The following is a 24,716-nucleotide window of genomic DNA, read 5'->3' as shown; positions in this document are numbered from 1 at the left end:
ACCGCGCTCCTATTTCCGTGACGACCTACGTACGCGACCCGAAGACCCTGGAAATGCCCTGGCCGTTCACCGGCCGGGAGGACGAACTGGAGCTGGTCCGCGGGGCCTTGGCCGCCGGCCGGCAGGGCATCGTGATCACCGGTCAGGCCGGCAGCGGCAAGACCCGCCTCGTCACCGAGGCAGCCCGCGGCACCGACTGCGCCCGGGTGGCCGGCACCCCCGAGACCCGCCGTATCCGCTTCGCCGCGTTCGCGCACCTCGTCCCCGAGACGGCCTCCCTGCACGGCGCCTTTCAGTATCTGTCCGGCGTACGGCTGCTGCTGGTCGACGACGCCCATCTGCTCGACGACGCCTCGGCCGCCCTCGTCCACCAGCTGGCCGTGCACGGACGCACCCGGCTCCTGGTCGTCACCACCGACGGCGCCCCCGCACCCGGCGCGATCTCCCGGCTGTGGACCGGCGACCTCCTGCCCCGCCTCACCCTTCAGCCGCTGCCCCGCGAGGACACCGCCCGGCTGCTGGCCGCGGAAGCGGCGGGCGCCGGCCTCGACCCGCTCACCGTCAACCGGCTGCACCGCCTGTGCCGGGGCGACCTGCGGCTGATGCGCGACCTGACGGGCGCGCTACGCGAACGCGGGCTGCTCACCCCTGTCGAGGACACCCAGGAGTGGGCGTGGCGCGGCCCGGTGCCGATGACCCCGACCGTGCGCGAGCGCACCGCGCACGTCCTCGACCGCACCTGCCCCGAGCAGCGCGAGATCCTCGAACGCCTCGCCTTCGCCGAGCCGTTGCCGCTGGACCTGGAGGGGGACCGGCTCGAACTGCGTTCCCTGGAACACCTGGAGGCCGACGCACTGGTCCAGGTCGACGACCGGGGCGCGGTCCGCCTCGCCCACCCCCTGCACGGCCCGGTGCTGCGGGCCGCGGCCGGCCGGCTGCGGGCGAGGCGCCTGTCCCGTACGCCCGAACAGTGCCGCCCCGCCCTCGACGCCGAGCTGGCCGCGCTGAGCCGCCGTATCGAGCGGGCGGACGTACGGGCGGTGCCGGCGCCGGTGGGGGAGTGGCTGGTCGCGGAGGGCGCGCGGTTGCCGGCCGGATACGCGGCCGTACGGGCCCGGTTCGCGCGACTGCGCGGTGAGCTGCGGGAGGCGGCTGCCTGGGCGCGGGAGGGGCTGTGGGCCGGCGCCGACGAGCCGTCCTGCCGTCGCGAACTCGCCCTCGCCGAGGCGCAGTCGGGCGATGCGACGGCCGCGCACGAGATCCTGGGTGGCCGCCCCCACGGGGGTGGGGCGGTCACCCGGCCCGCAGCGCTCGGCGGCGACGCCGGTGCGGCGGCCGGGGCTCGCGGTGGCGACGGCGGGGCGATCGGCGGAACGGCCGGGGCGGTCGGCGGCGACGCGTACGACGCCGTGCGCCTCGGGGACCCCGAGCGCGCCGCGGGCCGCCTGACGGGTGTCTTCGCGGAGCACGCCGACGCGCTCGCGCGCGCCGACGGTGCCGCGCTGGATCAGGTGGCCCGGCAGCTCCAGGAGCGCGGCTTCCTGCTCTTCGCGGCCGAGGCGCACGCCCAGGCCGTACGGGCGCACCGCGACCCGCGCGCCGCCCGCACCTCACGCACGCGTGCCGTGGCGCTGGCCCGCCGCTGCCAGGGCGCCCGCACCCCGGCGCTGTCCGGTCTCGTCCTCGGCGAACTGACCTCCCGGCAGCGGCAGATCGTCACCCTGGCCGCCACGGGCCTGAGCAACCGGCAGATCGCCGAGAAGCTCACCCTGTCCGTGCGTACCGTCGGCAACCACCTCTACAGCGCCTACGCCCGCCTCGGCGCCAGCGACCGCGGGGCCCTGCCGTGGCTGGTGGAACAGCCGGACGCACAGCCGGCGTGAGCCGGTCGACCGGGTCGGGGCCGAAGAACGGGTCAGGCCGCTCCGAATGCCGAGAACGCCCACCCCGTGGCCCGATGCAGCGCGTCGCCCGGCAGCGCCGCCCGCGCGTCGCGCAGCGCCTCGGCGAGGGACAGGCCCTCGCTGAGTCCCTTGTGCAGCGCGAGCATCAGCGGCACCACGGCGGCGTCGTTGACGGGCGCGGTGCACGCCACCACGCCCGCCGTGCCGAGCGGCAGCAGCGCGGTGACCAGGCCGAGCAGTTCGTCGGCGCCGACGGAGGCGAAGCGTGCGGTGTCGCAGCAGGACAGGATGATGCGGTACGGGCTGCGGTCCAGGCGCTCGAAGTCGTGCACGATCAGCGGCCCGTCGGCCATCCGCAGCGACGAGAACAGCGGACCGTCCGCACGGAACGTGCCATGAGCGGCGATATGGGCCAGCGCGGCACCGTCGAGTTCCTCCAGCACCTGCGCCGCCCGCGCGTCGGCGTGCTCCAGGACGACGGCACCGCCGTACCGGCCCGCCAGATGCGGCACCTCGGCGCCGCCGGTCGCAAGTCCCGGCCCGCGCACCAGGACCTGGCGGCCGCCCGGCGGCGGCTCGGTCTCCCGGGCGCGCAGCCAGCCGCTCGCCGACGGCGACACGCTGAGCACCCGCTCCCGCAGCGACGGCAGCAGCGCCCACGGCACCCGGTGCAGCCGGGCGGGCGGTACGACCACCACGGGACCGTCGCCGAGATGCGCCGCCGCGGGGCCGAGCAGCAGCTCCTCCAGCCGCCGCCCCGCCGCCTCCACCACCGGCAGCCGTGCCTCCGCGCCCGGGTGGGCCAGCCGCCGCAGCCCGGCCTGCACGTGCTCGGCCTCGGTCTCCGCCTCCGCCAGCAGCCCGGCCTCGAAGCGGCGCACCCGACCCTGCCCGCACAGCAGCACCTGCACCCGCCCGTCCAGCACGGCGAGTTCGACCAGCCGTACGTCGTCGCCCAGCCGCTGAAGCAGCCGGCCCGGGTCGAAGCGGTGACCGTCGCCCGGTGTGTCGCCCCGCAGATGCAGCGTCCGGGACCGGATCTCCCGCTCCAGGCGCCGCTGTTCGCGCTCCAGGACCGGCACCGGACGCGCCTCGCTGCGGGCCTCCTCGGCACGCGCCGCGATCTCCCGGAACGCGGTCAGGTCGCTCAGCAGCTCCGGGTCGGCCGGCGGCCGGGTCGGCGGCGTCGACAGCGCGGTGGCCCGCCAGCGCTCGCTCCACACCAGCAGCCGGCGCGGGCTGCCGGAGTCGAGGCTGGCCTGCTGGGCCAGAGCGGCCAGTTCGGCGCCCTGCGCGGTGGCCCGGGCCCTCAGCTCCGAGGCGCCCAGTGTCATCCGGTGCGCGTCGAGCACGTCCAGGCCGCGCCGGCACGCCTCCAGGACACCGCGCCCGGACCCTGCCGCCCGTGCCCGCAGCGCCTGCGCGGCCCAGCCCGTCATCCGCGCCAGCGGCGGCCCGTTGTGCCGGCTGCGGGCGGCGACGGCCAGATGCCGCTCCGCGTCCGCCGTCCAGCCGAGCCCGAGCGCGATCCGGCCGGCGAGCAGCGAGGCCTCCGGCGCGGCCGGCGCGCCGAAGGAGGCCAGCCGGTCGGCGACCGCCGCCGTGTCGGCCACCAGCCGCCCCGAACTGCGCCCCGCGGCCACCCGCGCCTCGATCAGGACCAGCCGGGCGTGCGTCTCCCACCAGCTGCGCCGCTGCCCGGCGAAGAGCCGCACGGCCATGTCGGCACGTGCTATCGCGGTGTGCGCGTCGCCCGCCAGCCGCGCGGCACGCGCCGCGGCCAGCAGCAGCTCCGCCTTGCGGGTGGACTGGCCGCCGATGCCGTCGAGCACGGCGATCGCCGCGTCCGCCTCGGCCAGCGCCTCCGGCGCCAGCCCGGCCGCCATCAGCACCTCGCAGCGGCGGATGCTCAGCATGAACGTCGGCGTGCCGAGCTTGGCGTAGCGCTCCTCCGCCTCGTCCAGCAGCCGCAGCGCCGCAGGGATGTCGCCCGACCGGAATGCCGCCAGGCCCTGGCTCTCCACCGCGTCCGCCTTGTCGTGCTCCTGGCCCGTGGTGTCCCACAGGACGACGGCCGCCGTGAAGTCGGCGTCCGCCCGGTCCACCGCGCCGAGCGCCAGATGCACGGTCGCGCGCAGCGTCAGCGCCCGCGCCGTCCAGATGACGTCGTCCACCTGCCGCAGCACCGGAATGGCCCGGCGTACGTCCTCCAGCGCCTCCCGGTGGTGGCCGAGGACCCAGCGGGCGTAGGCGCGCCGGAACAGCACCCGGGCACGCGTGTGTCCGCTGCCGCGCTCGATCCCGCGCTCCAGCGCGGCCAGCCCCTGCTGTGTGCGCCCCGCATGCACCAACGCGACCCCGAGCGCCGCCAGGACGTCCGCCTCCCGGTCGGCGGAATCCGCCCGTGCCGCGAGATCCCGGGCGCGCCGCAGATGGTGCAGGGCGATCCGCATGTCGCCCCAGTCCCGCTGCCAGATGCCGATCACCTGGTGGGCGACGGAGGCGTGCAAGGGCGAGGGATCGGCGTCGAGCAGCCCCTCCGCCCGCGCCAGAGCGTCGTTCGGGGCGGCGAACACCATCGGCAGCAGTTCGAGAACCGATTCGCTTCCCGCTGTCACTCCACGGATGGTAGTTGCCCCGGAACCGTGCCACACGGGTTTGGCGCTGTATCAATCAGCGACCACGTGGCTCAATTTGACGACCGTCGCCTCAGCGGGAGGACACGCCATGGCACCACAGCGATTCCACGAGCAGTTCGAGCAGATCCAGCGCTCCATGCCCGACGTCCCCCTCGCGATGGGACCGGACGACTCCGCGGAGTTCATCTACGAGAAGGGCTACGTCCTGGTCCGTGACGGCGAGGACGCCCGCGTCGTCGAGGACACCGTGCGCGCGCACTTCACCGCCGAGCCCGACCTGGTGCAGGACCATGTGCGCCGGGCGGGCCCGCAGACCAACCGCTCGGGCATCACCCGCATCCAGGTCGGCGACCCCGGCGAGGGCGACCGCGCGGGCGACCGCCCCGTCGCGCACGCCCTGCGCGCCCTGCGGGAGTCGGAGGGCCGGACCGGGCGCCGGCTGGTCAGCCGCAACCACCTGGTGTCGATCGCGGTCAACTCCTGTCCCGGCGACGAGCCCGCGCCCGTCGCGCAGGCCGACGGACTCAACCCGGCCCCGGCCGAGGGCACTTACGACGCGGACAGTGCGATCGGCGTCCTGGTCGTCGACACCGGGCTCATGCACGACTTCCGGTCCTCCCCGCTGCTGGCCCACACCGACGGCGACCCTCAGATCAAGGAGTGCGACGACGACGGCGTGCTCCAGCAGTACGTCGGCCACGGCACGTTCATCGCCGGGCTCGTCGCCGCCGTCGCGCCCAACACGGGCATCACCGTCCGCAACTCCCTGAACGACGCGGGCGCCATCCTGGAGTCCGAGTTCGGCGAGAAGCTCTTCGAGGCCGTCGACGCGGGCGGCTGGCCCGACGTCCTCAGCCTCTCCGCCGGCACCTCCAACGGCCGCACCGACGGCCTGCTCGGCATCGAGGCGTTCATGCGGGAGCTGCGCGACCAGCGCACCCTGCTCGTCGCCGCGGCCGGCAACAACGGCAGCGCCACGCCCTTCTGGCCCGCCGCCTACGCCGATCTGCCCGACTACCAGGACGTCGTGCTGTCGGTCGGCGCGCTGCGCGGCGACGGCGAGTTCGGCGCCTGCTTCAGCAACCACGGCCCCTGGGTGAAGGTGTACGCGCCCGGCGAGCGCCTCACCGGCGTCCTCACCGGCTTCGACGCACCGATGCCGTACACCTACCAGCACTCCACCTACGACACCTGCCGGTACGGCTTCGGCTACGCCTGCACCTGTGTGTCCCCGCGCCACACCGGCGTGCTGAGCGAGCAGGGCGGCGCCGCCAAGCCCGACCAGGTGATGTTCGAGGGGCTCGCGCACTGGAGCGGCACCTCGTTCGCCACCCCGCTGGTGGCGGGTCTGATCGCGGCGCACATGAGCGCGCAGCAGGAGAGCGACCCGCGGGTCGCCCGGTACAAGATGCTCGCCGCGAACTCCGGTTACGCGGAGGTGCGGGGGGCGCACGTGGCGGCGCTTCGCCCCGGGACCTGGCGTCCTGTGCCCGTCCTGCCCCCGGCTCCTCGGTCATGAGGGTCGGAACCATCCCCTCCGCGGCGTACGATGACTTGCCGTACACGAGGGGTGGGGCTGTGGACCGTGCAGATGTCGGCGCGTTGGTCCAGTCCGCCGTAGACGGCGACGCGGCGGCCTGGAAGGCGCTCGTGGAAGGGCTGAGCCCACTGGTGTGGTCCGTCGTGCGCGCTCACCGCCTGAGTGACGCCGACGCCCATGAGGTCTACCAGACCGTCTGGTTCCGCTTCGCGCAGCACCTGGGGCGCATCAGGGAACCCGAGAAGGCCGGCTCATGGCTGGCGAGCACCGCACGGCACGAGTGTCTGAAGGTGCTCAAGAGCTTGAGGCGACTGACCGTGACGAACGATCCCCAGCTGCTCGACCGGGTGAGCGAGGACCGTACGCCCGAACAGTCGGTGCTGGACTCGGAGGAGGCCGCCGCCGAGTCCGAACGCATCCGCTGGATGTGGCAGGAGTTCGAGGAACTCGGCGAGCGCTGCCGCCAGTTGCTGCGCGTGCTGATGGCTTCACCGCCGCCCAGCTACCAGGAGGTGTCCGCCGCACTGGGCATCGCCGTGGGCAGCATCGGACCGCTGCGGCAGCGCTGCCTGCGCCGGCTGCGGGCCCGACTCGACGCGCGGGGGGCGCAGTGAACGACGACATGCACGACGACATGACGGGCGAGGGATCCTCCGGCGACGACGGTTTCGACATCGAGCTGCTGGAGGAGGAACTCCGCCGGGCCGCGAGCATTCTGGACCCGGTACCGGCCCAGTTGTGCCAGCTCGCCGTCGAGGCGTTCGCGCTGCACGACCTCGACGCCCGGATCGCGGAGCTGACCTTCGACTCGGTCGAGGACGCCATTGCGGTCAGGGGCGCGACGGATGTGCCGCGGATGCTGACCTTCCGCGCGGGTGAGGTGACCGTCGACGTGGAGGTCACCGCGCAGGGGCTGATGGGGCAGGTGCTGCCCCCGCAGCAGGCGCGGATCGAGGTGCTCGGCGGCCCGCAGACGGCCACCCCGGTCGACGCCGACGACATGGGCCGCTTCACCAGCGACGCCCCGCCCAGCGGACCGTTCGCCCTGCGGCTGCGGACCGGTGGGGAGGTCGTCGTCACGGAGTGGCTGCGGGCCTGATCAACGTGCGGCGGCGTCCACCAGCGTCGCCAACGCCCGCGAGAGCCGGGTGAGTCCGGGGCCCGCCGGACCGCCCGGCTCCGCCATGTACGTGTCCCGGCGGATCTCGACCATCAGGGCGGAGACCCGGGGCTCGGTGCCGTAGAACTCCAGCGGCACGTACGTGCCGCTGAACGGGCTGTCCAGGCCGGTCTCCCCGCACTCGGCGAACGCCTCACGTGCCGCGGCGAGCAGCTTCGCGGGCGTGTGGAAGGAGTCGGTGCCCAGGCAGACCGGGGGCCGCGGGCCCCCGCCGTGCAGCTCGTAGGGGAGCGGAGCGGTCGGATAGGAGTGCACGTCGATGAGCACGGCCCGGCCGGTGGCGGCGAGCCGGTCGGCCACGGCGTCCGTCATGGCCCGCGCGTACGGCCGGAAGTACCGCTCGATGAGCGGTTCGGGGTCCCGGTCGGCGGCCCGCAGCTGCGCGAGATGCGTGGTCCGCGTGTACACGGCGCCCATCCCCACGGCGAGCATCTCCTCCCGCTCGTCGGGGAACCGCTCCGGGTCGACGACCAGCCGGGCCAGCCGATTCACGAACCGCCACGGTCTGCTCTCCGCCATCCCGGCCGCCGCCTCCGCCAGCTCCGCGGTGTGCGCGTCGACGATGTGGTCCAACTCCCGCTCCAGTGCCCGGTCGTCCAGCAGGATCCCGGCACGGACCGCAGGCGGGATCTCCCGCGCGGAGTGCGGCACGTGCAGGATGACGGGGGAGTCCTCAGCGCCGGAGAGGAGTTCGAAGGACGGCGCGGCGGAGGTCATGACGGCTGCTCCCTGGGGCGTTGTCAGTGGCGTGGTGCACCATCACAGCATGACCATCAGCAACGAGCAGGTGATCGCCCACCCGTTCTTCAAGGCGCTGTACAGGGACGACTACTACCCCGACGCGGTGGTGGACCGGGGCAAGGACATCCTGCTGCGGCTGTGCGAGCGCATCGAGGCCGAGCGGCCCGCCGGCCTGGCCGAGCTGTACCCGCTCACCCATGCCGCCACCGACGAGTTCAACGCCCTCCAGGACGAGTTCTGGGCCGCGGGCAGTGAGATCGAGACCGTGGCCCGTGAGGAGATAGCCGAGGACTTCTGGTTCGTGGCCGGCGCCTACGGTTTCGTGGACGCCGATGCGGAAGAACTGATCGCCACCCGGGACTGGTGACGCCGATGACCGTCCACGAGTGTCGCGGTCCGACGCCCGCCGGATCGCCGTGCGTGCCCGACTGCTGGACGCCACCCGGCCGGACGGGCTGCCGGACGTCGTACGGCGGCTGACCCTGCTCCAGATCGACCCCGCCGCCGCCGTCGCGCCCAGCGCCGACCTCGTGGCCTGGAGCCGGCTCGGCGCCTCGGGATACACGACGGCCGGCCTGACAGCGGGGCCGGCGGGCCGGACGCCGCCGGAGCTGCGGGCGATGTTCCGGCCCGCCGAGGATCTCGCGCTCTACCGCGAGGAGACGGCCGAGTGGCCGGAGCGAGGGACACCGACGTCCTGGCGCGAGTACCACGGCACCTGGGTCGCCGCCAACGACGCCTGCCGCCGGGACATCCTCGACCGGCTCGGCGCGGCGGGACCGCTGCCCTCCCGCGAACTGCCCGACACCTGCGAGCTGCCGTGGCGGTCCAGCGGCTGGAGCAACCACCGCAATGTCACCGAGCTGCTGGATCGAGGACCTGGCGCGCTTCCTCGGACTGGAACTCGTGCCGCCCCGGTAGCCCGTGCGCATGGCTCCGCCCCGGCCGGGCGGTGCTCGGCCGGGGCGGAGGTTCGCTCAAGAGGTCCTGTCGGGCCTCCGGGCCCCTGAAAGGGGCAGCCGCGTCAGCTCAGGGACGCGAGTGCCTCGTTCCAAGTGGCCGACGGGCGCATCACCGCGGCGGCCTTGGCCGGGTCGGGCTGGTAGTAGCCGCCGATCTCGGCCGGCTTGCCCTGGACGGCGTTCAGCTCGTCGACGATCTTCTGCTCGTTCGCCGTGAGCGACTCGGCGAGCGGCGCGAAGGCCTTCGCCAGCTCGGCGTCGTCGGTCTGCTTGGCCAGCTCCTGCGCCCAGTACAGGGACAGGTAGAAGTGGCTGCCGCGGTTGTCGATGCCGCCGACGCGACGGGTCGGGGACTTGTCCTCGTTGAGGAAGGTCGCCGTGGCGCGGTCGAGGGTGTCGGCGAGGACCTTCGCCCGGGTGTTGCCGGTCGCGGTCGCGTACTGCTCCAGGGAGGGCACCAGCGCGAAGAACTCACCGAGGGAGTCCCAGCGCAGGTAGTCCTCCTTGACCAGCTGCTGCACGTGCTTCGGCGCGGAGCCGCCGGCGCCGGTCTCGAACAGGCCGCCGCCCGCCATCAGCGGGACGACCGACAGCATCTTGGCGCTGGTGCCCAGCTCCAGGATCGGGAACAGGTCGGTGAGGTAGTCGCGCAGGACGTTGCCGGTCACCGAGATGGTGTCCTCGCCGCGGCGGATGCGCTCCACCGACAGCTTGGTGGCGTCGACCGGGGAGAGGACGCGGATGTCCAGGCCCTCGGTGTCGTGCTCCGACAGGTACGCGTTGACCTTGGCGATCAGGTTGGCGTCGTGCGCGCGGGTCTCGTCCAGCCAGAACACGGCCGGGTCGCCGGTGGCGCGGGCGCGGGTGACGGCCAGCTTCACCCAGTCCTTGATCGGCGCGTCCTTGGTCTGGCAGGCGCGGAAGATGTCGCCCTCGGCGACCGGCTGCTCGATGAGGACGTTGCCGGCCTGGTCGACCAGACGGACCGTACCGGCCGCCTTGATCTCGAAGGTCTTGTCGTGGGAGCCGTACTCCTCGGCCTTCTGCGCCATCAGGCCGACGTTCGGGACCGAGCCCATGGTCGACGGGTCGTAGGCGCCGTTGGCACGGCAGTCGTCGACGACGACCTGGTAGACACCGGCGTACGACGAGTCCGGCAGCACCGCGAGGGTGTCCGCCTCCTGGCCGTCCGGGCCCCACATGTGGCCCGAGGTGCGGATCATGGCCGGCATCGAGGCATCGACGATCACGTCGGACGGCACGTGCAGGTTGGTGATGCCCTTGTCGGAGTCGACCATCGCCAGGGCCGGGCCCTCGGCGAGCTCCGCGTCGAACGACGCCTTGATCGCGGCGCCCTCGGGCAGGGCCTCCAGGCCCTTGTAGATGCCGCCCAGACCGTCGTTCGGGGACAGGCCGGCGGCGGCGAGCGCGGCGCCGTACCGCTCGAAGGTCTTCGGGAAGAACGCGCGCACCACGTGACCGAAGATGATCGGGTCGGAGACCTTCATCATCGTCGCCTTGAGGTGCACCGAGAACAGCACGCCCTGGGCCTTGGCCTCGGCGATCTGCGCGGTGAGGAACTCACGCAGCTGGGCCACGTGCAGCACGGAGGCGTCGACGACCTCACCGGCGAGGACCGGTACGGACTCGCGCAGCACCGTGGTCGAGCCGTCCGCGGCGACGTGCTCGATCCTCAGCGCGCCGGCCTCGGAGAGCACGACGGACTTCTCGGTGGAGCGGAAGTCGTTCCGGCCCATCGTCGCCACGTTGGTCTTGGACTCGGCGGTCCAGGCGCCCATGCGGTGCGGGTGGGTCTTGGCGTAGTTCTTGACCGAGGCGGGGGCGCGGCGGTCGGAGTTGCCCTCACGCAGGACCGGGTTCACGGCGGAGCCCTTGACCTTGTCGTAACGGGCCTGGATCTCCCGCTCCTCGTCGGTCTTCGGGTCGTCCGGGTAGTTCGGCAGCGCGTAGCCCTGGCCCTGGAGCTCGGCGACGGCGGCCTTGAGCTGCGGGATCGACGCCGAGATGTTCGGCAGCTTGATGATGTTGGCCGCCGGAGTCTTGGCCAGCTCGCCCAGCTCGTGCAGGGCGTCCGGGATGCGCTGGTCCTCGGTCAGGTACTCCGGGAACACCGCGATGATGCGGCCGGCCAGCGAGATGTCGCGCGTCTCCACGGCGACACCCGCCTGCGAGGCGTACGCCTGGACCACCGGCAGGAAGGAATACGTCGCCAGGGCCGGGGCCTCGTCAGTGTGCGTATAGATGATGGTCGAGTCAGTCACCGGGTGCTCCGCTCCACGTCTGCAACATTGCTCGACATCAAGATATCTCGTGATCGACCCGTACTCGACAGGGGTCCGCACACCGGTGCGGTATGTCTGCCGAGATCGTGCATCCGCGCAAACGGATGCAGGGCCTCCGGGCAACCGGATCAGCTGATCGAACAGTCATGTAGGGAGATCAACACCGATCCGGAGGCCGGTCCTGACCACCCGGCCGCCCCAGCGAAAGCGGACCATGAGATATCGCAGCAGAGTGACGGCCCCCGCGGCCGCCCTGATCGGCACCGCGGCGGCCCTGGCGGCCGCTCCCTCCGCCCACGCGGCACCGGCGCGCACGGGGACGCCGGCCGCCAGGACCGCCGGCACACCGGGTCCCGAGACGCTCGGTGACAGCGTCTACCCGGCTCTCGGCAATGACGGCTACCGCGTCTCGGCCTACCACCTCGACTTCTCCTACGACGCCACGACGCGGCTGGTCGACGCCACCGCGACCCTGAAGATCCGCACCACCCAGGCGCTGTCCCGCTTCTCCCTCGACTGCCTCGGCCTCGACATCCGCTCCGTCCGTGTCGGCGGCCGCACGGCGACGTACGAGCAGGTGGCCGAGAAGCTGCGCATCACGCCCGCACGGACGCTGCCGAACAAGTCCTGGGTGACCGTGTGCGTCGAGTACTCGGCGGACCCGCGCCGTATTCCGCAGCCGTACACCGGCTGGGTCGACACGCTGGACGGGTTCGCGGTCTGCTGCCAGCCGAACCTGGCGCACACCGTCTTCCCGTGCAACGACCACCCCTCCGACAAGGCCGACTTCACGTTCCGCATCACCGTCCCGGGCGGCCTGCGCGGCGTGGCCACCGGCCTGCTGGAACGCACCGAGAGCCTGTCCGGCGGACGTAGCGCGTACACGTACCGCTCCCGCGAGCCCATGGCCACCGAACTGGTGCAGATCACGGTCGGCGACTACGTGATCAAGGAGCGGCAGGGCCCGCACGGCCTCCCGCTGCGCGACGTCGTCCCGGTCGCGCGCGCCGAGGCACTGGAACCGGCGCTCGCGCTGACGCCGAACCTGGTCGAGTGGCTGGAGGCGCGGCTCGGGGCCTTCCCCTTCGAGACGTACGGCCTGCTGCCCTGCAACTCCGACGCCCCGAACGCCTTCGACTTCACCGGTCTGGAGAGCCAGACCCTGACCATCTACAAGCCGAACTATCTGCTCCAGGCGGAGCCGAAGATCGGCTCGCACATGATGCACGAGCTGGTCCACTCCTACTTCGGCAACAGCGTCAGCCCCGTCGGCTGGGCCGACCTGTGGATCAACGAGGGCCACGCCGACTTCTACGGGCTGCTCTACCGCTACGAGCGCGGCTGGCCGGACTCCCTGGGCCTGACCACCCTGGAAGCCCGGATGAAGAACACCTATGCCCTGGGCGACCAGTGGCGGCGCGACTCCGGACCGGTCGCCGCGCCCGACGCGGCCAACCTGTTCGACGGCCAGCGCTACCTCGGCGGCGTGCTGGTCCTGTACGCGCTGCGCAACCTCGTCGGCGAGAGCGCCTTCAACGCGCTGGAGCGCGCCTTCCTCGACCGGTACCGCAACTCCTCGGCGTCGACGGCCGACTACATCGCCGTCGCCTCGGAGGTCTCCGGTCAGGATCTGTCCGGATTCCTCCGGGACTGGCTGTACGGCACGAAGACGCCGCGGATGCCGGGGCACCCGGACTGGACGGTCACGCCGGTGGACCCGGCGCTCGCCGCGCCGCACAGCCGCAGGCGCAGCCGCTCGCACGACAACTCGGCCACCCTGTAGGGACGTCCGGGCAGGTCAGTCGAGGCAGACGGGGGTCACCTCGTCCGCCTCACCGGGAATGCGCTGCTGCGGGATCGACACCGTGCCCTGCTGGATCGCGACCGTGCGGGTGGGCGCCGGGATGCTGATGCCCTCCCTGCGGTAGCGCCGGTGCAGGCGCTTGATGAACTCGTGCTTGATCCGGTACTGGTCGCTGAACTCGCCGACGCCCAGGATCACGGTGAAGCCGATCCGGGAGTCGCCGAAGGTGTGGAAGCGGATGATCGGCTCGTGGTCCGGGAGGGCACCCTCGACCTCGGCCATCACCTCGCCGATGACCTCGTTGGTCACGAGCTCGACATGGTCCAGGTCGCTGTCGTAGGCGACGCCGACCTGGACGAGGATCGTCAACTCCTGCTCGGGACGCATGAAGTTGGTCATGTTCGACTTCGCGAGCTCGCCGTTGGGGATGACGATCAGGTTGTTGGAGAGCGCCCGCACGGTCGTCTGGCGCCAGTTGATGTCCTCGACGTAGCCTTCCTCGCCGCTGCTCAGCCGGATGTAGTCGCCGGGCTGGACGGTCTTGGAGGCGAGGATGTGGATGCCCGCGAAAAGGTTGGCGAGGGTGTCCTGAAGGGCGAGCGCGACCGCCAGACCACCGACGCCCAGGGCGGTGAGCAGGGGGGCTATGGAGATGCCCAGCGTCTGGAGCACCACCAGGAAACCGATGGCGAGCACCAGGATCCGGGTGATGTTCACGAAGATCGTGGCCGAGCCGGCGACGCCGGGACGGGACTGCGTGACCGAACGCATCACCCCGGCGATCCCGCGGGCCGCCGCCATCGTCACGACGAAGATGAGCAGCACGGTCAGCGCCTGGTTGACGTTGTGCTGGACCGTCCTGGTCAGCGGCAGCGCCGCGCCCGCGGACGCCGCACCACCGAGGAACGCCGACCACGGCAGCACGGTCCGCAGCACGTCCACGATGAGGTCGTCGCCGCTCCAGCGGGTGCGGTCGGCGTGCCCCCGCAGCCAGCGCATCAGCATCCGCAGCAGGAAGGCCGCGAGCAGGCCCGCGGCCAGCGCGATCCCGGCGATGACCAGGTCGTCCACGGTGAGCGCTCGGTTCACCGGTCACCTCCGGGGAGAAGAACTGCGGCGAATCCATCCGCCGACGGCCGGATGTGAAGTCTCGTCACCTTGTCACCTGCTCGATTCCGCGATGTGCCGTCGTGCCGGTCACCCGTCCCCCGTGACCGGCACGAGGGCTCATCCTGCCGTATCGGGTACACGTGTTCGTACAGGGAGCGTCGGCCGGGCGGCCTCGTCGACCGCTTTCGGGCATTCTCTCCCGGACCGCCGTCTCCGCGGAGGTCCGAACGGCCGCACGCCGGGGCTCGCTTGATGCGCGGGGGCGGCACACGGGTCGCACACAGCGGTGCGCGCTCCGACGGTCACCCGGGTCGCGGGCCCCGCGACCCGCGACCCGCCGGTGCCGGTGCCGGTGCCGGTGCCGGTCCCCGCGGCCCCGTCACATGTCCGTGAACGAACCGTGCCGGCCGGCGCCGGAGGCGAAGCGGGCCGCACCCTGCATGCTCTCGGCCAGCACGCCCGTGCCGTGGGCCAGTTCACCGCGCATCGCCGCCGCCTCGTCCAGCCCGTCCTGCTCGAGCACGGAGGCGCGGTCGGAGCGCAGGCACGCCTGGGGGAACCCGGCGATCACGGCGGCGAGTTCCTCCGCCTCGGCGCGGGCGCGTCCGCTGGGCACCACGCGGTTGGCGAGCCCCATGGCGTGGGCCTCGCGGGCGGCGACCGGCCGCCCCGTCAGGATCATGTCCAGCGCGCGGCTCGTGCCGATCAGCCGGGGCAGCCGTACCGTGCCGCCGTCGATCAGCGGCACGCCCCAGCGGCGGCAGAACACCCCGAAGACGGCGTCCTCCTCGGCGACCCGCAGATCGCACCACAGGGCGAGTTCCAGCCCGCCCGCCACCGCGTGCCCGGCGATCGCCGCGACGACCGGCTTCGACAGCCGCAGCCGCGTCGGTCCCATCGGGCCGTCGCCCTCCTCGGCCACCCGGTTGCCCCGCCCGGTGCCGAGCGCCTTGAGGTCGGCGCCCGCGCAGAAGGTGCCGCCCTCGCCCCACAGCACCGCCACCCGCGCCTCGTCGTCCGCGTCGAACTCCCGGAAGGCGTCCGCGAGTTCGACGGCCGTCGGCCCGTCGACCGCGTTGCGGACCTCGGGGCGGGAGAGGACGACGGTGGTGACGTGTCCCTGGCGCTCGATACGGACCGGCATGGCGGGGCCCTCCTCTGGTCGGACCCCGTACGTTAGTTACCGGTCACTTGGCCTTCCAGCGGAAGCGTCGCTCAGATGACCTTGAAGCGCACCAGCGCCCCGAGCGTCAGCGCCCCCGGCAGCAGCGGCAGCCACACCGTGATGATCCGGTACGCCAGCACCACCGCGGTCGCCACCGCGACCGGGCCGCCGGCCGCCACCAGCGCCACGATCAGCGCCGCCTCGACCGAGCCGAGGCCGCCGGGCGTCGGCACGAGCGCGACGGCCACGGTCGCCGCGAGATACGCGAGGGCCATGTGCGCAGGCGGCACGTCCAGGCCCAGCGCCATCCCGACCAGCACCAGCCCGGCCGCCTGAAGCGCCGGAAAGGCGATCGAGCCGCCCCACAGCGCCAGCGCGCGCGAGGGGCGGGTGTGCACCGAGCGCGCCTCGCCCAGCGCCGTGCCCAGGAACGACAGCACGGCGGTGCGCAGCTTGCGGACCAGGGCGAAGAGGGCGACCACCACGACCACCACCGCGCCGACGACCAGCAGCAGCGGACCCCATGCCCCGTCGGGCAGCAGCGGCCCCGGCTGGAGCGCGTGCGGGAAGGCGATGAGCAGCGCGGCCAGCAGCCCGACCCGGGCCACGCTCTCCGCCAGCAGATACAGCGCCAGCGCCGCCGAGGAGCGCGCGAGCGGCAGCCCGCACACCGTCATGAAGCGCAGGTTCACCGCGCTCGCACCCAGCCCGGTGGGCAGCAGATGGTTGGCCGAGCCCGCCGCGAACTGCGTGACGAGCAGCCGCAGCCTGGGCAGCCGGTCGACCACGGCTCCCTGCCGGGTCACCGCCGCCGCCACCCACGTCAGGCAGGTGGCGCCGGCCGCGGCGAGGAGCCACGGCCACTTGGCCGTCGCCAGATGCCCGATGCCCTCGGCGAGCACGGTCCGGTGCCGCACCGCGACCAGGACGACGAGGGCGAGCGGTAGCAGGACCAGTATCCGGCGGATCGGGACGCGCCGGAGCAGGCGTTGCGCGTGGAGTCGTACAGCGGTCACATCGGGAGAGGTTTTCCGTGCCGCGACAACGGCGGGTTGCGGAAGCGCAGACGGCGTCTTACGGACCGGCTGCGGACGGACACCGGTCCTCACGAAGGCGGCGATATTGACCTCAACGTTGCTTGAGGTCCTACGTTTCCTCCCATGAGCATGGAGACCACAGCCTGGACCCAGCTGCACAGCGTCATGAACGCGGAGCGGGAGCGCCGCCCGTTCGCCCGCGCCACGCTGCGCCGCATCGGCGCCTTCGCCCGCCCGCACCGCCGCAGGATCGCGCTCTTCGTCGTGCTGGGGGTGCTGACCGCACTGCTCGCCGTCGCGACCCCCGTTCTGGCCGGACACATCGTCGACGCGATCGTGACGGGTGGCGACGAGGCCGCCGTCGTCCGCCTCGCCCTGCTGATCGCCCTGATCGCGGTCGCCGAGGCGGCGCTCGGGATCCTCGCGCGGCGCCTGTCGGCGGCCCTCGGCGAGGGTCTCATCCTCGATCTGCGGACGGCTGTGTTCGATCATGTGCAGCGCATGCCGGTCGCGTTCTTCACACGTACTCGTACGGGAGCGCTGGTCTCCCGTCTCAACAACGACGTGATCGGCGCCCAGCGGGCCTTCAGCAACACGCTCTCCGGCGTGGTCAGCAACCTCGTCACGCTGGTGCTCACCCTCGTCGTCATGCTCACCCTGTCCTGGCAGATCACCCTGCTCGCCCTGGTCCTGCTCCCGGTGTTCGTGATCCCGGCCCGGCGCATGGGCCACCGCATGGCCGGGATGCAGCGGGAGGCTGCCGCGCTCAACGCGGCGATGGGCACCCGGATGACCGAGCGCTTCTCGGCCCCCGGCGCCACGCTCGTCAAGCTCTTCGGGCGTCCGCAGGAGGAGTCGCAGGAGTTCGCGGACCGGGCCCGGCGGGTCGCGGACATCGGCGTGCGGACGGCCACCGCCCAGTCGGTGTTCATCACCGCGCTCACCCTGGTGTCCGCCCTGGCCCTCGCCCTGGTCTACGGCCTCGGCGGCTGGTTCGCCCTGCGCGGCACCCTGGAGCCGGGCGACGTCGTCGCGCTGGCGCTGCTGCTGACCCGCATGTACGCGCCGCTCACCGCGCTCGCCGGCGCCCGCGTGGAGGTCATGAGCGCCCTCGTCAGCTTCGAGCGCGTCTTCGAGGTGCTCGACCTGAGGCCCCTCATCGAGGAGAAGCCGGACGCACGGCGGGTCCCCGAGGGCCCGGTGGCGGTGGAGTTCGACGACGTCCGCTTCGGCTACCCGTCCGCCGACAAGGTCTCCCTCGCCTCCCTGGAGGAGGTGGCCACCCTCGACACGCGCGGCGGCGCCGAGGTGCTGCACGGCATCTCCTTCCGCGCCGAACCCGGGCAGACCGTCGCCCTCGTCGGCTCGTCCGGCGCCGGCAAGTCGACCGTCGCCCAGCTTCTCCCGCGGCTCTACGACGTCGACGAGGGCGCCGTACGCGTCGGCGGCGTCGACGTCCGCGACCTGAGCGCCGAGTCCCTGCGCGACACGCTCGGCATGGTCACCCAGGACGGCCACCTCTTCCACGACACCGTCCGCGCCAACCTGCTGCTCGCCCGGCCCTCGGCGACCGACGCCGAACTCTGGGACGCCCTGTACCGGTCCCGCCTCGACGAACTCGTACGGTCCCTGCCGGACGGCCTCGACACCGTGGTCGGCGAGCGCGGCTACCGGCTCTCCGGCGGTGAGCGCCAGCGCATGACCATCGCCCGGCTGCTGCTGGCCGGCCAGCGCGTCGTCATCCTCGACGAGGCCACCGCCCACCTCGACAACACCTCCGAGGCCGCCGTCCAGGAGGCGCTCGCCGAGGCCCTGGAGGGCAGGACGGCGGTCGTGATCGCGCACCGGCTGTCGACCGTGCGGGCGGCGGACCTGATCCTGGTGGTCGAGGCCGGCCGGATCGTCGAACGGGGCACGCACGAGGAGCTGCTGGCGGCCGAGGGACGTTATGCCGAGCTGTACCGCACCCAGTTCGAGGAGCGGTCCGGCGGGATCGCGGACGTCGAGGTGGTGGCGTAGGGCGCGGTGCGGCCGGCGGCCGAGGGGGCGGAATCGGCCAAGGTCGTCGGCCGTACCCATCAGGAACACACAAACATCGACAGCCTCATTGCTTCCCCTGTGTTCTCAACTTAGTGTGCGTTGGGTTTCCGAACAGCACCGCACACGATCTGACGCTCCCTCAAGCCGTGCAGCGCCGCACTGTCGTCCCGAGGAAGGCCACCGTCGATGCCGCTCTCTCCCGCGTCCCCCACCGGCCCGTCCCGCTCGCCGGGCATGCCGGTCAGCCGCCGCCGTCTGCTGGAGGGCGGAGCCGCCCTGCTCGCCGCGCTCGCCGTCTCCGGGTCGTCCGCCACGGTGCACGCGGCCGAGGGGACCGCGACGGCGGCCGGCACCCCGGAGTGGAACGGCCACATCGACGTCTTCCGGATCGGCACCCAGCCACCGCACACCACGCTCATGCCGTACGCCGACGTGGCCCAGGCGCTGGCCGCCGACCGCACCCGCTCGCCGTACCGCCTGAGCCTCGACGGCACATGGAAGTTCGCCTATGCCGACCGGCCCGACGACCGGGACGCCGACTTCCACCGCACCGACGTCGACGACAGCGACTGGGACACCGTCCCGGTCCCCTCGGTGTGGCAGATGCACGGCTACGACCGCCCGATCTTCGTCAACATCACCTACCCCTGGTGGGGGCCGAACGGCCTCGGCGAGGAGGCGCAGCCCCCGGCCGCGCCCACCCGCTTCAACCCGGTGGGGCAGTACCGGCGCACCTTCACCGTGCCGCGCGGCTGGGCGGGACGCCGGACCTTCCTGCACTTCGAGGGCGTCAAGTCCGCGCACTACGTGTGGATCAACGGGGAGCTGGTCGGATACGCCGAGGACTCCTTCACCCCCGCCGAGTACGACATCACCGAGCACCTGCGGCCCGGCACCAACCAGATCGCCGTGGAGGTCTACCGCTTCTCCGACGGGGACTGGCTGGAGGACCAGGACATGATCCGGCTGAGCGGCATCTTCCGCTCGGTCCACCTCTACTCCACACCGGCCGTCCATCTGCGCGACTTCAAGCTGGACACCCCGCTCAGCGACGACTGCACGGCCGCCGAGCTGACCGTGACCGCGAGCGTGCGCGCGTACGACGGGCGGGGCGAGGGCGGCTACCGCGTCGAGACGCAGTTGTACGACCCCGCCGGCCATCCCGTCTGGCCCAGACCGCTCCAGCAGCCCGTCGACCTCGCCTCCGCCCCCGCCGGTGAGGACGTGACCGTCCGGGCGAGCAGGGCCGTGCCCGCGCCCCGGTTGTGGTCCGCCGAGCACCCGAACCTCTACACCGCCGTACTGCGCCTGCGCGATCCCGCCGGCAAGGTCACCGAGACCCTCTCGCACCGCGTCGGCCTGCGCGAGTTCGCGCTGAAGGACGGCCTGATGCGGATCAACGGCAAGCCCGTCTCGTTCCGCGGCACCAACCGGCACGAGATGCACCCCGACAGCGGCATGGCACTCACCCGCGACCACATGGTCACGGACATCGAGATCATCAAGCGGATGAACATGAACTCCGTCCGCACCTCGCACTACCCCAACAACCCGCTGTGGTACGAACTCGCGGACGAGTACGGCCTCTACCTCGTCGACGAGACCAACCTCGAGACCCACGGCATCCGCGGCGAGTACCCCGGCGACCACGCCGACTGGACCAAGGCGTGCGTCGCCCGCGCCCAGGCCATGGTCCACCGCGACAAGAACCACGCCTCGGTGGTCGTCTGGTCGCTCGGCAACGAGGCGGGCGGTGGCAGCACCTTCGTCGCCATGCACGACTGGATCAAGTCCTACGACACGACGCGCGTCGTCCAGTACGAGGGCGACGACCGGCCGGCGATCAGCGACATCCGCTCGGAGATGTACGACAGCCCCTCCCGCGTCGAACAGCGTGCGAAGGACACCGCCGACACCCGGCCGTACGTGATGATCGAGTACGCGCACGCGATGGGGAACTCCAACGGCAACTTCAAGGAGTACTGGGACATCGTCCGCCGCTACGACGTCCTCCAGGGCGGCTGGATCTGGGACTTCGTCGACCAGTCGCTGAGCTGGCCCGTGCCGGTCCGCAAGATCCTCACCGAGTCCGGGCCCGACGCACTGCGCGGCGAGGTCCTCACCGCCAGCGGCACCTTCGACCGCGCCAAGGGCGTCTCCGGCGCCACGGTCTTCCCCCGCGACGCCCGCCTCGACCTCACCGGCTCGCTCACCCTGGAAGCCTGGATCACCCCGCACCACACCGGCTACCACCAGCCGATCCTCGTCAAGGGCGACACCCAGTACGCGCTCAAGCAGTCGGACCGCAACCTGGAGTTCTTCATCTACGGCGGCGGCCAGTGGATCACCGCGACCTGGGCGCTCCCGGACGACTGGACCGGCAACGAGCACCACATCGCCGGTGTCTTCGACGCGGACGCCGGCACGCTGACCCTCCATGTCGACGGCGCCGAGAAGGCCACCCGGACGACCACGCGCAGGCCCGCCCCCAACACCGCCCCGCTCTCGCTGGCCACCGATGTCGACAACCCCACCCGGGAGTTCAGCGGCACGATCCGCCGGGCACGCGTGTACGCGCGTGCGCTGAGCGCCGCCGAACTCGGCTCCGACGGCCGCGGTCCCGGCGACGAAGGCGTACGGTTCTGGTTCGACGCGGCCACCGCCGGCCTCACCGAGAAGCGGCCCCGCCAGAAAACGTTCTTCCCATACGGCGGCGACTGGGGCGACAACCCCAACGACGGCACCTCCAACGCCGACGGCATCGTCACCGCCGACCGCCGCCACACCGGCAAGGCGGCCGAGATCAAACGGATCTACCAGGCCGTCCAGGCGACGCCCGCCTCCGGTGACATACTCGCTCCCGGATCGGCGATCACCCTCACCAACGAGTATCTGTTCACCAACCTCCGTGAGTTCGACGGCTGTTGGGAGCTGGTCGCCGACGGCGAGGTGGTCCGGCGCGGGAAGCTGACCCGCACCCAGCTGGACGTCCCGCCGCTGAGCAGCAAGGACATCACGGTGCCGGTCCGGCTGCCGGCGGACCCGGCACCGGGCACCGAGTACTTCCTCGAACTGTCCTTCACCACCAAGGACTCCACCCCGTGGGCGAAGGCCGGCTTCGAGGTGGCCAGGCAGCAACTGCCCCTCGACGCCGACGTCCCGGCACTGACGCCCGCACCACTGGCGAGCGTGCCCGTGCTGCAGCACACCGACGGGGAGAAGGCCGTCACGGTCAAGGGCAAGGACTTCTCCGTCACCGTCGACAAGAGCACCGGGACCATCACCTCCTACGAGGCCCGGGGCACCCGGCTCATCACCTCGGGCCCCGTGCCGAACTTCTGGCGGGCGCCCACGGAGAACGACCGTGGCAACGGCCAGCACACCCGCAACCAGACCTGGCGCGACGCGGGCACCGACCGGAGGGTGACGGAGGTCAGCACGCGCCCCCTGGGGGACAGGGCCGTCGAGATCAAGGTCGCCGGCGCCCTGCCGACGGCCGTCGAGTCGACGTACACCACCACCTACACGGTGTTCGGCAACGGCGAGATCAAGGTCGACAACACGCTGCACCCGGGCGCCGCGTCACTGCCCTACATCCCGGAGGTCGGCACGCTGCTGCACCTGCCCGGACGCTTCGAGCGGCTGCGCTACTACGGCCGCGGGCCCGAGGAGAACTACGTCGACCGCCACGACGGCACCGACGTGGGCGTGTACTCCGGCACCGTCTCCGAGCAGTGGACCCCGTACATCCGGCCCCAGGAGAACGGCAACAAGACCGACGTCCGCTGGATCGCCCTGACCGACACCTCGGGCAGCGGCCTCCTCGTCTCCGGGGAGCCCCTGCTGGAGGTCAACGCCTCGCACTTCACCCCGGAGGACCTGTCGTCCGGCGTACGCCACGAGTACCAGCTCGCCCCGCGCGAGGAGGTCGTCCTGCGCGTGAACCACCGGCAGATGGGCCTGGGCGGCGACAACAGCTGGGGCGCCCACACCCACGACCGGTACAAGCTGTTCCCGAGCCGCGACTACTCCTACACCTACCGGCTGCGGCCGCTGGCCGACGTGGCCGGGGCGATGGCGGCCTCACGCAGGCCGACCGGGCCGGAGTGACCGAGGGGACCGGGGTCCGGACCTGCGCCCGAGGCACCGTCGACTCGGAGGACACCGCGATCCACCGAGCGGAACGGGGGTGAACCCTGAGCCGAGCAGTCAGGGCTGAACAAGCCGAAACAGCCGAAACAGCCGAAACAGCCGAACAAGCCGACCTCGCCGGGCGACACGTCCGGGCCGCGCCGATGCGGCTCGCGGGATGCAGCCATCTCCCAATTCCCTGGTGGACAACGGGCGCGGGCCTCTTGGCTGCGCTGCGGAGACCCTTCTCGCCAGACCGGAGCGATATTCCTCACAATCGTCGACTTCGACGCGTGCCGGGGTACAGTGAACAACGCCCTTGACCTGCACAAAGCAGGCAGGGAGCCGTCCTTCAGGAGTCCAAAGTGCTGCGTACTCTGTTCAAGTCCAAGATCCACCGCGCCACCGTCACCCAGGCCGACCTGCACTACGTGGGATCGGTGACCATCGACGCGGATCTGCTCGACGCCGCCGACCTGCTGCCCGGTGAGCTCGTCCACATCGTCGACATCACCAACGGCGCCCGCCTGGAGACCTACGTCATCGAGGGCGAGCGTGGCTCTGGAGTCGTCGGGATCAACGGGGCCGCCGCCCATCTCGTCCACCCCGGCGACCTCGTGATCATCATCAGTTACGCTCAGATGGCCGACGCCGAGGCGCGGGAGTTCGAACCGCGGGTCGTGCACGTGGACGGCGCCAACCGGATCGTGTCCCTGGGCGCCGACCCCTCCGAGCCGGTGCCGGGTTCCGACCAGGAGCGCAGCCCGCAGGCCGTGCCGGTGGCCTGACCGCCGCGGCAGCAGACGGAAGACGGACCAGGGAGCGTGCCATGAGCGAGATCGAGATCCGCGACGACCGTGCGGCGGGCCGCCTGGAGGCTCTGAAGGGCGACGAAGTCACCGGCCACATCGAGTACTTCGTCCTGGAGTCCCCGGCACGCGCCCTCGTCCCCGTCCACACCATCGTCGAACCGGCCCACGAGGGGAAGGGCATCGCGGGTTCGCTGGCGCGTGAGCTGTACGGCATGGCGGCGCGCGAGGGAGTCGTCGTCGCGCCGCTGTGCCCGTACGTCGTGAAGTGGGCCGAACGCCACCCTGACGAGGCCCCGGCCGCCGACCCGGCGCTGCTGGAGGCGGCCAAGGACTGGCTGCGGGCGCACCCCGAGCGGTTCTGACACGGGCGGTTCCGAGCGGGCCGTTCCCGGGCGGGTCCGGGAAGGACGACACTGGTCCTGACGGGCCCACTTGGCCGCCGTCGTTGACGCGGGTGAGTGACTGGTGGCGCGGCCCTCGGGTACGCGGGGGAGTAGTCCAGAGCCGATGTCACGGACTGCTGGAGGACGCCATGACCAACCCGTATCCGGACCCGGTCCATCCGGGACCGACCCCGGGCCCGGAACCGCCGTATCCGGAGCCGCCGCACCCCGAACCGCACCCGGTTCCGCCGCCGGAGCCCGCGCCGGCTCCCGAGCCACCCGCACCGCCTCCGCCCGGACCGCCACCGCCCCCGGGTCCCCCGCCCCCGCCGGGGCCGCCCCCGCCGGCGCCACCGAGTCCGCCTCCGCCCCAGCCCCCGGACCCTTCCCCGTCGCCGATCCCGCCGGGACCGGAGCCGGTGCCGAACCCCGAGCCCGGGCCGCCGCTCACCTGAGCCCACCATGTACGGAGGGTGAGATTTTCTCATCGCAAGACTCCATTGCGTGACGGTCCGACCGCTGTCAACGAACTGGGTGACCGGGCTTACGGCGCTCGCGATCGTGGTCTGGATCGTCCTCTTCGACCGGGTCAAGGGCCTGCGCAAACCGGAGATGGCTGCGCGCAGCCTGCTCTACGACCTGCTGGGTACCGCGAGTGTCCCGCTGCTCGCGGCCCTCGTGGCCCTCATGCCGTTCGCCCTCCGCACCCTGGCCCTGCGCCCTGAGATGCGTCAGAAAGCCGGTCTGCCTGGGCGTTCGGCGCCTTCTGACCGAGGGCGCGGCACCCGGTCTTCCCGCCGATCAACGGCCACCGCAACTACACCACGGACGACCGGATGATCCCCGAGCGCGACCGTCTCCTGGAGCGGCTGCGGAGGCCCCGCGGCGCGGCGGACGACGAGAAATCGCCACCCACCGCACGCGCCCAGGAGCGGGGGGGGGGGGGGGGGGAGGTCCCCCCCCCC

The 24,716-nt window shown here is 72.3% G+C and carries 18 protein-coding genes; 12 read left to right on the top strand and 6 right to left on the bottom strand.

Going from position 1 to position 24,716, the window contains the following annotated elements; genetic code table 11:
- The first annotated feature begins 17 nt into the window (after positions 1-17).
- Positions 18-1,883 carry a LuxR family transcriptional regulator AbsR2 gene (locus AC3ETA_RS24325; RefSeq protein ID WP_432195018.1) on the top strand — a complete coding sequence of 622 codons (1,866 nt, stop codon included), beginning with the start codon at positions 18-20 and terminating at the stop codon, positions 1,881-1,883.
- A 32-nt stretch (positions 1,884-1,915) separates the two neighbouring features.
- Here AC3ETA_RS24325 and AC3ETA_RS24320 read toward each other — a convergent pair whose 3' ends face one another.
- The gene (locus AC3ETA_RS24320; RefSeq protein ID WP_432195123.1) at positions 1,916-4,483 is read right to left on the bottom strand and encodes a CHAT domain-containing protein; all 2,568 of its coding nucleotides are present in this window, start codon (positions 4,481-4,483) and stop codon (positions 1,916-1,918) included.
- A gap of 148 nt (positions 4,484-4,631) precedes the next feature.
- Between AC3ETA_RS24320 and AC3ETA_RS24315 the strand changes: the two genes are divergently transcribed.
- From AC3ETA_RS24315 to AC3ETA_RS24305, 3 genes are read left to right on the top strand one after another with little or no spacing between them, the layout of a single operon-like run.
- The gene (locus AC3ETA_RS24315) at positions 4,632-6,062 is read left to right on the top strand and encodes a S8/S53 family peptidase (protein WP_432195017.1); all 1,431 of its coding nucleotides are present in this window, start codon (positions 4,632-4,634) and stop codon (positions 6,060-6,062) included.
- Positions 6,063-6,121: 59 nt separating this feature from the next.
- Positions 6,122-6,697: an RNA polymerase sigma factor gene (locus AC3ETA_RS24310; RefSeq protein WP_330357429.1), complete on the top strand. Its 576-nt coding sequence runs from the start codon at positions 6,122-6,124 to the stop codon at positions 6,695-6,697.
- 8 nt (positions 6,698-6,705) lie between these two features.
- The gene (locus AC3ETA_RS24305; RefSeq protein WP_432195122.1) at positions 6,706-7,182 is read left to right on the top strand and encodes a hypothetical protein; all 477 of its coding nucleotides are present in this window, start codon (positions 6,706-6,708) and stop codon (positions 7,180-7,182) included.
- On the opposite strand, the gene AC3ETA_RS24300 is transcribed toward AC3ETA_RS24305, so the two are convergent.
- A complete protein-coding gene (locus AC3ETA_RS24300; RefSeq protein ID WP_432195016.1) occupies positions 7,183-7,980 on the bottom strand; it encodes an N-formylglutamate amidohydrolase in 798 nt (265 codons plus the stop codon).
- Between the two features lie 49 nt (positions 7,981-8,029).
- Here AC3ETA_RS24300 and AC3ETA_RS24295 point away from each other — a divergent pair, with 49 nt between their 5' ends.
- Complete coding sequence (locus AC3ETA_RS24295) at positions 8,030-8,371, top strand: DUF5713 family protein (RefSeq protein WP_432195015.1); 342 nt, start codon at positions 8,030-8,032, stop codon at positions 8,369-8,371.
- A 19-nt stretch (positions 8,372-8,390) separates the two neighbouring features.
- Positions 8,391-9,014, top strand: a complete 624-nt coding sequence (locus AC3ETA_RS24290) for a winged helix DNA-binding domain-containing protein (RefSeq protein ID WP_432195014.1) — start codon at positions 8,391-8,393, stop codon at positions 9,012-9,014.
- Positions 9,015-9,028: 14 nt separating this feature from the next.
- On the opposite strand, the gene AC3ETA_RS24285 is transcribed toward AC3ETA_RS24290, so the two are convergent.
- On the bottom strand, positions 9,029-11,248 hold the full coding sequence (locus tag AC3ETA_RS24285) for an NADP-dependent isocitrate dehydrogenase (protein WP_432195013.1): 2,220 nt from the start codon (positions 11,246-11,248) through the stop codon (positions 9,029-9,031).
- A 235-nt stretch (positions 11,249-11,483) separates the two neighbouring features.
- On the opposite strand from AC3ETA_RS24285, the gene AC3ETA_RS24280 reads away from it, so the two are divergent.
- Complete coding sequence (locus AC3ETA_RS24280; RefSeq protein ID WP_432195012.1) at positions 11,484-13,052, top strand: M1 family metallopeptidase; 1,569 nt, start codon at positions 11,484-11,486, stop codon at positions 13,050-13,052.
- Positions 13,053-13,067: 15 nt separating this feature from the next.
- Here AC3ETA_RS24280 and AC3ETA_RS24275 read toward each other — a convergent pair whose 3' ends face one another.
- The 3 genes from AC3ETA_RS24275 to AC3ETA_RS24265 form a co-directional block, all read right to left on the bottom strand.
- A complete protein-coding gene (locus AC3ETA_RS24275; RefSeq protein WP_432195011.1) occupies positions 13,068-14,162 on the bottom strand; it encodes a mechanosensitive ion channel family protein in 1,095 nt (364 codons plus the stop codon).
- Between the two features lie 400 nt (positions 14,163-14,562).
- Entirely contained in the window at positions 14,563-15,327 is a 765-nt protein-coding gene (locus AC3ETA_RS24270) for a crotonase/enoyl-CoA hydratase family protein (RefSeq protein WP_432195010.1), read from the bottom strand.
- A gap of 71 nt (positions 15,328-15,398) precedes the next feature.
- Positions 15,399-16,364, bottom strand: a complete 966-nt coding sequence (locus tag AC3ETA_RS24265) for a lysylphosphatidylglycerol synthase transmembrane domain-containing protein (protein WP_432195009.1) — start codon at positions 16,362-16,364, stop codon at positions 15,399-15,401.
- 150 nt (positions 16,365-16,514) lie between these two features.
- On the opposite strand from AC3ETA_RS24265, the gene AC3ETA_RS24260 reads away from it, so the two are divergent.
- The 5 genes from AC3ETA_RS24260 to AC3ETA_RS24240 all read left to right on the top strand — a co-directional run bounded on the left by AC3ETA_RS24260 (position 16,515) and on the right by AC3ETA_RS24240 (position 24,591).
- Positions 16,515-18,404, top strand: coding sequence for an ABC transporter ATP-binding protein (locus AC3ETA_RS24260; RefSeq protein WP_432195121.1), 1,890 nt, complete (start codon positions 16,515-16,517; stop codon positions 18,402-18,404).
- Between the two features lie 207 nt (positions 18,405-18,611).
- Positions 18,612-22,535 carry a glycoside hydrolase family 2 TIM barrel-domain containing protein gene (locus AC3ETA_RS24255; protein WP_432195008.1) on the top strand — a complete coding sequence of 1,308 codons (3,924 nt, stop codon included), beginning with the start codon at positions 18,612-18,614 and terminating at the stop codon, positions 22,533-22,535.
- 386 nt (positions 22,536-22,921) lie between these two features.
- On the top strand, positions 22,922-23,344 hold the full coding sequence (gene panD, locus AC3ETA_RS24250; protein ID WP_432195007.1) for an aspartate 1-decarboxylase: 423 nt from the start codon (positions 22,922-22,924) through the stop codon (positions 23,342-23,344).
- 41 nt (positions 23,345-23,385) lie between these two features.
- Complete coding sequence (locus tag AC3ETA_RS24245) at positions 23,386-23,730, top strand: GNAT family N-acetyltransferase (protein ID WP_432195006.1); 345 nt, start codon at positions 23,386-23,388, stop codon at positions 23,728-23,730.
- A 525-nt stretch (positions 23,731-24,255) separates the two neighbouring features.
- Positions 24,256-24,591: a hypothetical protein gene (locus tag AC3ETA_RS24240; protein WP_432195005.1), complete on the top strand. Its 336-nt coding sequence runs from the start codon at positions 24,256-24,258 to the stop codon at positions 24,589-24,591.
- Positions 24,592-24,716 lie beyond the last annotated feature (125 nt).

The sequence above is a fragment of the Streptomyces sp. bgisy027 genome (assembly GCF_057710365.1).
This window is presented reverse-complemented; position numbering and strand designations above follow the sequence as displayed.